This is a genomic window from Pedobacter miscanthi (genome assembly GCF_032678605.1).
GTDB lineage: Bacteria > Bacteroidota > Bacteroidia > Sphingobacteriales > Sphingobacteriaceae > Pedobacter > Pedobacter miscanthi_A.
The window spans coordinates 18,195-31,213 of sequence record NZ_JAVTSU010000001.1 but is presented as its reverse complement, the minus strand read 5'-3'; the positions used below and the strand labels follow the sequence as shown (position 1 = coordinate 31,213).

The 13,019-nt window shown below is 40.0% G+C and carries 5 protein-coding genes; 4 read left to right on the top strand and 1 reads right to left on the bottom strand.

What is annotated here, in order from left to right:
- Positions 1 to 138 precede the first annotated feature (138 nt).
- Both R2R28_RS00085 and R2R28_RS00080 read left to right on the top strand, forming a co-directional pair.
- Complete coding sequence (locus R2R28_RS00085) at positions 139 to 1,542, top strand: sugar porter family MFS transporter (protein ID WP_316823664.1); 1,404 nt, start codon at positions 139 to 141, stop codon at positions 1,540 to 1,542.
- Positions 1,543 to 1,551: 9 nt separating this feature from the next.
- Positions 1,552 to 3,906 (top strand): GH92 family glycosyl hydrolase, encoded by a 2,355-nt coding sequence (locus R2R28_RS00080; protein WP_316823663.1) that lies wholly within the window; start codon positions 1,552 to 1,554, stop codon positions 3,904 to 3,906.
- Between the two features lie 815 nt (positions 3,907 to 4,721).
- On the opposite strand, the gene R2R28_RS00075 is transcribed toward R2R28_RS00080, so the two are convergent.
- Positions 4,722 to 6,014, bottom strand: a complete 1,293-nt coding sequence (locus R2R28_RS00075) for a GH36-type glycosyl hydrolase domain-containing protein (protein WP_316823662.1) — start codon at positions 6,012 to 6,014, stop codon at positions 4,722 to 4,724.
- A 325-nt stretch (positions 6,015 to 6,339) separates the two neighbouring features.
- Between R2R28_RS00075 and R2R28_RS00070 the strand changes: the two genes are divergently transcribed.
- Both R2R28_RS00070 and R2R28_RS00065 read left to right on the top strand, forming a co-directional pair.
- Entirely contained in the window at positions 6,340 to 9,486 is a 3,147-nt protein-coding gene (locus R2R28_RS00070; protein WP_316823661.1) for a GH92 family glycosyl hydrolase, read from the top strand.
- A gap of 403 nt (positions 9,487 to 9,889) precedes the next feature.
- Entirely contained in the window at positions 9,890 to 12,991 is a 3,102-nt protein-coding gene (locus tag R2R28_RS00065) for a SusC/RagA family TonB-linked outer membrane protein (protein WP_316823660.1), read from the top strand.
- The last annotated feature ends 28 nt before the right edge of the window (positions 12,992 to 13,019 follow it).

The following is a 13,019-nucleotide window of genomic DNA, read 5'->3' as shown; positions in this document are numbered from 1 at the left end:
AGATATGTGGTTTTGGACTTTCTGCCGATTGGATAACTTTAGCCAAAATCTAATAAAAATATGCACAGATGCAAAATCTGTGTTTATCTGTGCATCCGTGGCTAAAACAGAATAATAATTTAACCAAATTATAAATTTATGAGTAAGCAAAAAAAAACCAGTGTGCTTTTAATAACGCTCGTAGCATCTTTGGGTGGCTTTTTATTCGGCTTTGATATGGCCGTTATCTCCGGCGTTTTACCCCTGGTGCAAAAGCAGTTTGCATTAAGTGCATCACAGGAAGGCTGGTTCGTATCTTCTGCCCTGGTGGGTTGCATCATTGGCGTAGCCTTCTCAGGAGAACTGAGCGACAGGTTTGGACGAAAAAAACCATTGATTTTAACTGCTGTTCTTTTTGTTGCATCGGCTTTGGGTTGTGCATTATTCCCTGATCTCTCTGGAGTGATTGCTTTCCGGGTTTTAGGGGGAATTGGCATAGGCATCGCTTCAAACGTGGTACCCCTTTATATTTCTGAAATCGCACCAGCGAACATCAGGGGTAGGTTGGTTACCTATTATCAATTTGCACTTACCTTCGGTATTTTAGTCGCTTATTTGAGTAATGCGGCCTTACTAAATGGGATTTCAGCACAACATGTTAACACTTCGGCTTTAAGCAGTATATTTAATCAGGAAGTTTGGCGGGGTATGTTGGGCATGGGTGTACTGCCAGCGGTTTTGTTTTTATTCGGGTTATTGCTCATTCCGGAAAGTCCGCGTTGGTTGATACAAAAAGGAAGAACAGATGAAGGCAGTTCAATTATCAGCAGTATAACGGGACAATCATTAGCCGAGATTAATAAAGATCAGCTTACAACTGAAAATAACAATACTAAAAGTTCTTACAAAGAATTATTTGCACCATCCATGCGTAAAGCTTTGTTAATCGGCATTTTACTCCCCCTGTTCTCCCAATTCAGCGGGATTAATGCCATTATATATTATGGCCCAAGGATACTCGGTAATGCAGGTATATCGTTAAGTAATTCGCTCATCAGTCAAATCATTTTTGGTTTGGCGAATATGGTTTTTACCCTGTTTGCCATCTGGAAAGTAGATAGCTGGGGCAGGAGACCGCTTTACCTCTACGGCACTGCAGGAGCGGCAATTTCATTAATCCTTACCGGTATCTGTTTCTATTTTGGTGCCACCTCAAGTATCTGGCTATTGATCTGCGTTTTGGCATTTCTGGCCTGTTTTGCCTGTTCAATCGGGCCGTTAAAATTCGTGGTGGCCTCAGAGATATTTCCCGGCGCCATACGTGGCAGGGCTTTAGCCATTAGCATTATGGTGATGTGGGTGGCGGATACCATTGTAGGACAAATTACCCCGATTTTGCTCAATAAAATTGGCAGTGCGGGTACTTTTTGGTTCTTCTCTTTTTTCTGTATCGTCGCATTTATTGCTGTTTACAAAATCCTGCCCGAAACCAAAGGAAAATCGCTCGAACAAATAGAAAACGACTGGAAAGATGAGGCTGATAAGCCAGTATTTTTTCATTAACATGATTATATGGATCTGACATCGAACATCAACATTAAGGTTGCTATTTTACTGCTGGTTAGCTTATTTTACAACCCTGTTAAAGCACAATCCGACCGCGATTTGCTGGCTTATGCAGATCCTCGTATTGGCACAGCACACAGCCGCTGGTTTTATTTTACACCGGGGGCTGTACCTTTCGGAATGGCCAAACCTGCTCCATCAACCAATGGATCATACGGCAATAAAAGTGGATGGGAAGCTGTAGGTTATGATCAAAGACATACCTCCATCGAAGGTTTTGCCAATTTTCACGAATTTCAGATCGGGGGAATCGTTTTTGCTCCATCCATAGGCAAGCTCCAAACATTGGCAGGAAGTTTAGAACACCCCGAAACTGGTTACCGCTCTACTTTTGATCACAAAGATGAAATCGCCATGCCAGGTTACTATGCTGTGCTGCTAAAAGATTATAACATTAAAGCCGAATTAACCTCAACCAAAAGGGTGGCTTTTCACCGCTACACCTTTCCAAAATCAAAACAGGCAAACGTTATTTTTGATATCGGGCACCAGCAAGGCGAGAGTGGCGAAGTAAGCGAATCAAAAGTTTACCTCACCCCTGATGGCAAAATTGAAGGTTACGTAATTACACGGCCGGTATATGTTCAAAAATATCAGCCGGGAGCCGATGTAAAAATGTATTTTTCGGCTATTGCAAGTGAAAAACCTATTGCTTTTGGTACTTTTAATGGAGAAAACATTTCAAACGGAGCAAAAAGTACAAGTGGTAAAGGTGCAGGTTTGTACCTTACTTTTTCTACAAATGAAAAAGAAAGTATTACCTTAAAAGCAGGCCTTTCTTATACTTCGATTGAAAATGCCAGGTTAAACTTAAAACAGGAAGCCGCCCTCCTTTCATTTGATCAGGCAAAAGAACAGGCGCTTAATACCTGGGCAAATTATCTCGGAAGAATCAGGGTTACTTCGGCAAATAAAAAGGATTTAACTAAATTTTATACCGGATTGTACCATGCATTATCAGGCCGCGGTTTGGCCAGCGATGTTAATGGTGCTTATCCAAAAAATGATGGTGGAATCGGACAAATTCCACTTGATAAAAACCATATCCCACTGCATAACCATTACAATACCGATGCAATTTGGGGCGCTTTCTGGAATTTAACCCAGCTTTGGGCCATCGCTTATCCTGAGTATTATTCAGACTGGGTAAAAAGCCAGCTATTGGTATATAAAGATTCTGGCTGGCTTTCTGATGGTATTGCGAACAGCCGTTACGTATCCGGCGTAGGAACCAATTTTGTAAGTCTGGCTATGGCATCTGCCTATGCCGCAGGAATAAGGGATTTTGACATAAAAACAGCCTACGAAGCCGCACTTAAAAATGAACTTGGATTTAAAAACCGGCCATTTGGTGCTGGTAAACCAGATTTAGAAAGGTTTTTAAAATATGGCTATGTGAATCATTTAGACTCAGGCACTGGAGCAGATGAAAACTGGAAATTTTCGGCTTCACATACGCTAGAATATGCCTTTAGCTGTTATGCAGTTGGCCAATGGGCAAAACAACTCAATAAAACAGCAGATTACAAACAGTTAAGCACACTGTCAAACGCCTGGAAAACCATTTTCGATCCTACATCTAAATTCATCAGACCTAAAAACGAACTGGGAAAATTCATCTCCGATTTTAACCCTAAAGCAGCATGGAGAGGTTTTCAGGAAGGAAATGCATGGCAATACACTTTTTATGTACCACAAAACCCTATGGGATTGATTGCAGCTATAGGCAAGGATAATTTCAACACCAGACTCGACAGTATTTTCATGGTCTCCGAAAAAAACAAATTTGGTGGCGGTACTACAATCGATGCCTTTTCTGGATTAGAAAGCCTTTATAATCATGGCAATCAACCCAATTTACATATTTCATGGTTGTTTAATTATGCCGAAAAACCATCGCTGACCCAAAAATGGGTGAGAAAAATTTTAGACGATTTTTATGGTACTGAAGGCATCCATGGTTATGGTTATGGCCAGGATGAAGATCAGGGACAGTTGGGTGCCTGGTATGTAATGGCTTCTATGGGTATTTTTGATGTGAAAGGTTTTACCGATGCTACACCAGAAATCGGTTTGTCGGCTCCTGTCTTTAACACCATCCGAATTAAAGGAAATAAAAAATATTTTAGCGGAAAGGATTTTGAAATTGAAACAACCAATCATAAGGGTGAGAGCAGCTATGTGGAGTCATTCTCTCTTAATGGAAAACTGTTGAAAACCCCATTTATGAAATTAAAAGACATTCAGAATGGCGGTAAATTATTGATCCAATTGGGAAAAACGCCAAAAGACGAGTATTGATTATTAAAATAATCGGAGTAGTGTTATGCCAGATGTTCGGGAAGAAATCTCGTAAACTAGGTAAAAGATCACTCCACTCCGCGTTGCTTTGGTCGAGAGACTATTTTTCTATTTTATTCTGTCATTCTGAGCGCAGCGAAGAATCTATTGGATATATTGGCCACTAATTTAATGACCTGTCTTACGTTCACCTGAAACAGGCAGGCTTTGTTCTTTATAGGTTTGAGGGTCTTCACTGTGTTCAGAATTGACAAATTCTATTAATAAAAAAGATTGGATGATAACGGCGATTTAAGCTCAAATGCTGTCATGTTGAGCTTGTCGAAACACCTTTAAAGAGTATTTAACAGGTGCTTCAACAACTTGTACCGATCCTTCCTATCGTGTGGACACATCTTTTAGGCACTCTATACGGCACTATGCTAGCTTGCTTTGAAATAACACAGCCCTTACCGAAGCACGCCCGTCAATCCCCAGGGCCAGGAAAATCAAAAAAACAGGCGTACAGCAATACAAATGGCACTATCAAACCTAAAACGCAGTGGTTTTGTGTTTCATGTTTGCAAAAACTTTTCACCCAGCCCTAACAAACAAAACAATTGCCTCTGTTTTTTTGATGTGTATGGGGATTGTGTAAAAGGCCCATTGCTGGATTGACAAAGCATTTTTGCGTACTTTTGATGCCTTGCGGCATGGGAGCAAATAAAACTAATCTAATATTTGTGTCCACACGATAGGATCCTTCGGGAAGCTCAACATGACAAATCTATATTTATGATACAGCTCTCTTTTATAGGTTAAATTTACCCTCTACCCTATTTTTTCTTCTCCAGCTCTGTTATGGCTGTCCATAATACACCGGCTTCGCCTCTAAAACTTGAAGAACCCATTGGTTTATTATCAGGTGTATACCATTCGTAAAAACCATTATTTTTAACTACCCTGGCGAGCATCGGTGCCAACGCCTCTTTAGCTTCTGTTAATAAGCTATAGCGGACAAGCTGGGTAACCATCCTGCCTCCAAACCAGGTCCAATCGCCGCCATTTTGGTAAGAATATGGCCCCATACCCTTATTTTCGAAGGTACCTAAAGGATATACAGGATAAATGGTAAGGCCGATAGTTGCTGCATGCGCATCTGCCACATTTTTTTGCATTTTCTGATAAGCCTCTTTCACTTGTTTTTTGGTTAACAAGCCCGCTTCAATAGCAACAGCCGTACCGCCATGATAATAGATTTTCGATTCATCAAATGATGGAGGAAAAGGCGATCCGTTTAAATAAATATGCGGGATATATTTTTGCGCTTTATCATCCCATAAATATTTGTTGATATTTTGACGGATACTTTTATACACCGCTTTCCATTTACTAACCTCACTGGCATTTAAATCTCCAATCGTGATAAAATCATTTATGGCTATTAAAAACATGGCGTTATCATAAATATCAATCGACCGGTGGGTATTTTCATCTATCACAACACCCCAGCTATGCTCTGGCTGTACATCGCCCCAATCTACAGTGGTTGCACCCCAGAGTAAGCCATATTTTTCATTAAATCTTTCTTTCAACAGAAAATCCAGCGCCCTTTCCATCTGTTTTTTAACCGTTAAACCTGCTACTTTATCCGTTAAAATACTCTTATCACCCGTACTGTGGATGTATTTCGCAACAGCCTGAATTAACGAGGTTTCCTGATCGGTTTCCACTGTGTTTTTATGTCCGAGATACTCAGGTGCCAGTTCAGATTTATAAAATTTACCATATATAGTGGCTTTGCTTGCCGGGATATAACCGTCCAAAATACCTCCATCTGCTTGCTGAAACTGAAAAAATGTAATCAGGTGTTTTCTAATCAGCGATTTATCGTTCACCTTACAACTCAACTTAATAAAAGTATTTAAATCCCTGATCCAAACTTCGCCATAGCCATCACCAGCAGTAAAACCTTTTTTAATCAGTTCTTCTGCCATGGTTTTCACCTTGTTCATCACTTCCGGCTGTATCTGTTTTTGTTCTTTTGAAGGATTCTCAATTCCTTGCGCCAGGCAAATGCCAGGTAACGCGAATGTGATCAGGGCTGCTAATGCAATATTCTTATTCATATGGATGATGTGGTTAAATCTAATCATTGGGATTTAATATGAGTGGAAGCTATTTTTGGTTAGTATATGTACAAACATATACACATTAATTTAAATTACAAATATTTCATTATAAATATTTGTAATGATTTAACTTTTATCATAATCCATTTACTCAACTGATTAAAAGCGTTTTAATCCCTATATACACTTTAACCATTTTTAATTTTGATTTTAACTTTAAGCGCTATATGTTTGTACATACATAATTAATTTAGTCGTAAAAAAGATATTTATGATCAGCTACAACAAATTAGTTTAATTAAGCCCTATCAGATTCATTAACATGAAGAATTTTAAAGTTTTATTAATGCATTTGCTTTCCGCAACAATCATCTCCCTGATCTTTCCTGCTTTAAGTACCGCTCAAAATCATATCATCTGGAAAATAGGAGAAAAAGACAATAAAACAGACGGTTTTGCATTGGCGCCTGGCCATTATCAACAGTTTTTAGCACAGGATTTTGGCTGGGAAGACCGCTATTACCTGGTTGGAAAATCAACACCGAATCAAGATTGGCCCTATGTGTTGCCGGGTACGGCAGATGGCTGGGCCGGTACGGGTCCTACTTCGGGTATCCGTTCGCACCAGTTAAACGTACTATTTGATTTAAAACCTTTTAAACCTGCAGAAAAGTTTGAGTTGATTACCGATATATTGGCATACAATGGGAAAAAACCGCCATTATTTAAGATCACTGTTAATGGAAAAGATTTTAAATTCCGCCTGCCTGCCAACGAAAAAGACAAGGGAATTTATGGAGATACGGACAATTTAACGGCAGAAGCGTATAAAATCGACATTCCGGCCGGTTTGTTACAGCGGGGTGGCAATACCATTAAGTTCACCATATTAGAAGGCTCATGGCTGGTATTTGATGATGTTAGACTGGAAGGAAAGGCAGAAATCCAGCCCCTGGTATCAAAAGATGTATATGTTAGAAATGTAAAAGCAGCAGATTATACCCTTTCCAAAAATGGAATTAAAATACAACCTCTGCTCGTTGATATTGAACACCTGGCCAATAACCCTGCAATTACCATAAAAATTAACGGAAAAAATGTATTAAACACCCAAGTTGATACTGGCCGTTATGTATTGGAAGCGCCTATGCCTGTAACCAGCCGGCCTGAAAAAATGGTATGGCAGGTAATATCTGCAGGCAAAACGATTGCCGAAGGTACAGTGATGGCTTCAAATCAACCCCTGAAAACCAGTGCGGGTTATGCCGACACAAAAATCGGAACGGCGCACTCCCGGTGGATGATTGCCCCAGGCCCATGGATGCCATTTAGTATGGTAAAATTAAGTCCCGACAACCAGAACCCAGGATGGATGGCAGGATATGACCCTACGGTTGAGAGCATTGGCACTTTTAGCCATATCCACGAATGGACAATGGCCGGACTGGGAATGATGCCCGTAAATGGTGAAATTAAATATCAGATTGGATCGCAGGAAAACCAGAATGATGGTTACCGCTCAGCTATTGATAAAAATAGCGAAGAAGCACCTATAGGATACTATAAGGTAATGCTGAAAAAGTATGGCATTAAAGCAGAACTAACTTCATCCACCCGATGTGGCTTTCAGCGATATACTTTTCCACGATCAAAAGATGGTCGTGTAATGATCGACTTAAAAGTTCCGGCTGAGTACGATTATAAAATTAAAAGCTTTCAGATTACTCAGGTGAACAAACGCCGGATACAAGGTTATAGCGTGCAGCATACAGCTAACGCATGGTCTGGAGGTGTAGATCAGGATTATACGGTCAATTTTGTGATCGAATTTGATCAGGATATTAAAAAAACAGGTGGATGGATTAACGGGAAATCTGTAATAGGAACCAACATATCAGGTGCAGCTGTTGATGGTGCCGGTATGTATGTTGAATTTGATACCCATATCAAAAATGTGGTGCAGGCCCGTTCCGGCATCTCGCTGGTCAGTATTGAAGGTGCATCTGGTAACCTTAAAGAAGAAATAGAAAAACCTTTCGGCTGGAAATTCGATGCGGTGCGTGCTGCACATGTAGCAACCTGGAACAAATTAATGAATAGAGTAACCATTTCTTCGGATGATAGCCGCGAAAAAACAAGGTTTTATAATAATATGTACCGTGCATTATGTAGCCGGAATACGTGGAGCGATGCAGATGGCTCCTGGATTGACGCGACAGAACAAAAGAGAAAGTTTACCAATATAAACGATGTGGCTTTGGGCTGCGATGCGTTTTGGAATACCTTTTGGAATTTAAACCAGTTCTGGAACCTGGTAACGCCTGAGTGGTCGTCTAAGTGGGTTAAATCTCAATTGGCCATGTACGATGCCAATGGTTACCTGGCAAAAGGACCTGCCGGAATGGAGTATATTCCTGTGATGGTTGCCGAGCACGAGATTCCGCTTATTGTGGGTGCATACCAAATGGGGATTCGCGATTATGACGCTCAGAAAGCTTTTTCTGCTGTTTATAAAATGCAAACCCAGCCCGCAGCAACTGTTGGTAAAGGCAGGGCCGGAAATGAGGATTTACGTCCTTACCTGGAGCATAAATATGTTCCTTATGATAAAGGCCGCTTTAGCAACAGTTTGGAATATAGTTATGATGATTGGACCGTAAGTCAATTTGCAAAATCACTTGGAAAAAATAAAGAATACGAAGCATTTGCCGATCGTGGTAATTGGTGGAAAAATGTAATTGATACGGCTTCGGGTTTCGCCCGGATGAAAAAATCAGACGGAACATGGTTTCCTGATTTTGATCCTTTTAAATCGGGTGCAAACGAGCATTACGTAGAAGGAAACGCCTGGCAGCTCACTTTTTTTGTCCCGCAGGATATACGCGGACTTGCTAATACCATTGGAAAGAAAAAATTTACCGACAGGCTGGAATGGGGCTTTAATGAAAGTTACAAATGGCGTTTTAATGCCCCAAATGATGCTTATTGGGATTACCCGATTATGCAGGGCAACCAGCAATCGATGCATTTTGCATTTCTATTTAATTTTGTACAAAAACCATGGCTCACCCAAAAGTGGAGCAGGGCTATTATAGATCGATATTATGGTTTTGATATCGCTAATGCTTATTTGGGTGATGAAGATCAAGGGCAAATGAGTGCCTGGTTTATGATGACTGCTTTGGGGCTGTTTCAAACTGATGGCGGTTGCAGCACCAATCCTCAATATGAAATCGGAAGTCCTTTATTTAGTAAAGTGGTTATCGATCTCGGCAATCAATACGGCAGAGGAAAATCATTCACCATCGAGGCTAAAAATGCCTCAAGGGCAAATAAATACGTTCAAAGTGCAACGCTTAATGGTAAAATGCTGAACACTTTTTCTTTCCCCAGCTCCGAATTGTTAAAAGGCGGTAAACTCACCCTGGTAATGGGTAGTAAACCAAATTATAACTGGGGTGTTAACTAATTTAGTGGTGTCGGATGTTACCATTTTAGTGGTGTCGGATGTTACCATCTGACACTGTATTTAGCGCACAATCCATCATACAAGGTTTATTCTCCATTTTTTGTTTGACCACCTAAGTCACCTTAAAGCAACTAAACAGATTGCTGTTTGAAGGGTTATTTTTAATATTGCCACTTAAACAAAGAAACATTACTCCGTGTTGCTTCCGTGGCTAAAATTATTGCCACTATCTATGTCTATCTCAGCTAATAAGCTGACAGGAAAAAATATTTTAAAAATAATTCAATTCCTTGTAGGCAATTTCTGTAAGCAAAATACTCTTAACTATAAAACCAGATGGATGGAAATCCTGAAGGCGGCAAACAATTAACCAAATACTTATTCAAAATTATTCATAATGAATATGAAAAAATCTCTACAGCTCACATGCTTATTGCTTTACGCATCAGCAGGCCTGTACGCAGCAACTCCAGCAGATCATTTTAAACGGGCAGTTTCCTATCATTCAGTTTACCAGGATGTGATTAAGGGAACAGTTAAAGATGAAACTGGTGCGACCTTGCCGGGCGTAACCATTACTATAAAAGGTGTGCAAGGCGGCACGCAAACCAATACTTCGGGGCAATACAGCATTGCTGCTAAAACCGGTGATGTTTTGGTATTTTCATTTATCGGTTACCAGAGCAAGGAAGTTACTGTTGGTACGCAAAGTACGCTAGATGTTACTTTGACCAACGATTCTAAAAACCTCGAGACTGTTGTAGTAACGGCATTAGGTATTAAAAGATCAGAGAAATCTGTAACTTATTCTACCCAACAATTAAAAGGAGAGGAATTAACAAAAGTTAAAAGTACGAACCTTGCAAACTCATTAAACGGTAAAGTTGCTGGTTTAACCATTTCTTCCAGTTCATCAGGTGTGGGTGGTTCGGCGAAAGTAATTTTAAGAGGTTCAAAATCATTGGTAGGAAGTAATCAAGCACTTTACGTAATTGATGGTGTGCCGATGAACAATACAGTAACCAACCAGCCAACAAGTGCATACGGAGGTACCAACTCTTACGATGGTGGTGATCCGATTTCTAACCTCAATCCCGACGATATCGAGAACATTTCGATATTGAAGGGGGCTTCTGCTGCCGCACTTTACGGTAGTCAGGGCGCTAATGGGGTTATTATTGTAACTACAAAAAGTGGAAAAGAAGGCAAAACAGAAATTAATTTCTCATCTGGAGCTTCATTTGATGAGGCTGCCTTCAAACCGGAGTTTCAAAATTCTTATGGCGTTTCGGATCAGTACAAAAGCTGGGGTGCCGCAACAACAGGGTCCAATGATAACCTGAAAAGTTTTTTCCAGACCGGAACAAACTACACCAATTCAATTAGTTTGTCTGCAGGTTCAAAATTGGCGCAAACTTACATTTCTTATGCAAATACTACTGCACGTGGTATCCAGCCAAACAATAATTTAACCCGTAATAATTTAAATTTTAAAGAAGTAGGTCACTTTTTTAATAACAAACTTACGGCTGATGCAAGTGTGAATTATGTAACGCAGAAAATAGAAAATTCTCCGCTTGCAGGTTTTTATTTTAACCCACTTTCTGGCTTGTATCTATTTCCAAGAGGTGTAGATATTGCTCCGTACAAAAATGGTTACGAATCTTTAAATCCGTTAACATTATTAAACGAGCAAAACTGGATTGCAACCAGTCGTGCAAACGGTGTTCAAAGCTTTAGCGAAGATACGCAGCAAAACCCTTGGTGGATTATTAACCGCAACCTCAATACACTAAATAGAAACAGGATTTTATTAAACGGAAATTTAAAATATGAAGTAAATTCCTGGTTTAATATTCAGGCAAGAGGAAGTATCGATAGGATCAATGATGTCTACGATCAGAAATTGTATGCCGGAACTTCACAGTATCTTGCCAAGGCAAATGGCGGCTATTCTTATTCAAATAGTGTAAATGTTCAGAAATATGCAGATTTATTGGCGAATTTTAACGGATCTATCAGTGAAAAATTTAAAATAACCGGAGTTGTTGGTACGAGTATCAGAGATACTAAAACAGAGGGAAATCGTTTTGCTTCATCAGGCGATATCGGTTTAATCTACCCGAATGTTTTTACGCTTCAAAACTTAATTACCGATCCATCCTCCACCGGAGATCTTGAAGAAAACCATACCCAGTTTCAGTCGGTATTTGCCAGTGCCAACCTTGCATATAACGAAGCCTTATATTTAGATGTAACCGCCAGAAACGATTGGGCATCGCCTTTGGCTTTCACCAAAAAAGGAGTATCGTATTTTTACCCTTCTATTGGTGCAAATGCTATACTGAGCCAGTTATTCAAATTACCAAAATCAATTAGTTTTGCAAAAATACGCGCTTCGTATGCTGAGGTTGGTAATGCTCCTTTAGCTTATCAGAGCAGACAGCCTTTAGCAACTATCGGAGCTGGTGGTTTAACACCGCTTGGATCAATTTCCCCATATTCAGATTTAGCTCCCGAAAAAACAAAATCTATTGAAATTGGTACTGAATGGAGATTTTTTGGAAATAAATTAGGTTTAGATTTTACCTATTATAAAACCAATACCCACAACCAAACCCTACTTATAGCAGCACCTGAGGCCTCGTTTTATGGTACGGCTTACTTAAATGCCGGAAATATCCAAAACCAGGGTATCGAGTTTGTAGCCAGCTATAACAATATACTTAATAGCGAAAACCTTAAATGGAACTCATCGGTAAACTTTGCGTTGAACAGGAACAAGGTAATCGAGTTGTCACCAACGGTAAACAAAGCGATTTTATCAGGTGCTTCAGGTGCTAACTACCAATCTGTTGCTAGTGTAGGTGGTTCATTCGGTGACATCTATGGAAAAACCCTGCAACGCGATAGCCAGGGCCGCATTATGATCGATGCTGATGGAAAGCCAATTGTTCAGAGTGGTGATTTTACCTTTTTAGGAAATCCGAATCCAAAATGGCAGTTGGGATGGAATAACAATTTCACCTATAAACAAGTTAACCTATCTTTCTTGGTTGATGGGAAATTTGGCGGAAAAGTAATGTCGGTAACCGAATCGATGTTAGATTCTTATGGCGTTTCGAAAGCCAGTGGCGATGCGCGAGCAGCTGGAGGTGTTAGCGTTAACGGTGTTAGCCCTACGGGTACCCCTGTTACTACTGTTGCTGCCGATAAATGGTACCAAACTGTAGGTGGTAGAGAAGGTGTATCAGGCGAATATATGTACAGTGCAACCACAGTGCGTTTAAGAGAAGTTGCATTAGGTTACACATTCGATATTAAAAATAGTTTTTTACGCGCATTAAAACTTTCATTAACAGGCAGAAATCTTATTTATTTCTATAAGAAGGCCCCTTATGATCCTGAGTTGACCATGTCAACAGGAAACGGCCTTTCAGGTGTAGATATATTTATGCCACCGGCAACACGTAGTTACGGAATCAGCTTAAATGCTAATTTTTAATCAGGCTTTAATTATAATAAAAATAATA

Coding starts and splice junctions, on each gene's coding strand:
- R2R28_RS00085 (WP_316823664.1), top strand. CDS start 139: ATGAGTAAGCAAAAAAAAACCAGTGTGCTTTTAATAACGCTCGTAGCA.
- R2R28_RS00080 (WP_316823663.1), top strand. CDS start 1,552: ATGGATCTGACATCGAACATCAACATTAAGGTTGCTATTTTACTGCTG.
- R2R28_RS00075 (WP_316823662.1), bottom strand. CDS start 6,014: ATGAATAAGAATATTGCATTAGCAGCCCTGATCACATTCGCGTTACCT.
- R2R28_RS00070 (WP_316823661.1), top strand. CDS start 6,340: ATGAAGAATTTTAAAGTTTTATTAATGCATTTGCTTTCCGCAACAATC.
- R2R28_RS00065 (WP_316823660.1), top strand. CDS start 9,890: ATGAAAAAATCTCTACAGCTCACATGCTTATTGCTTTACGCATCAGCA.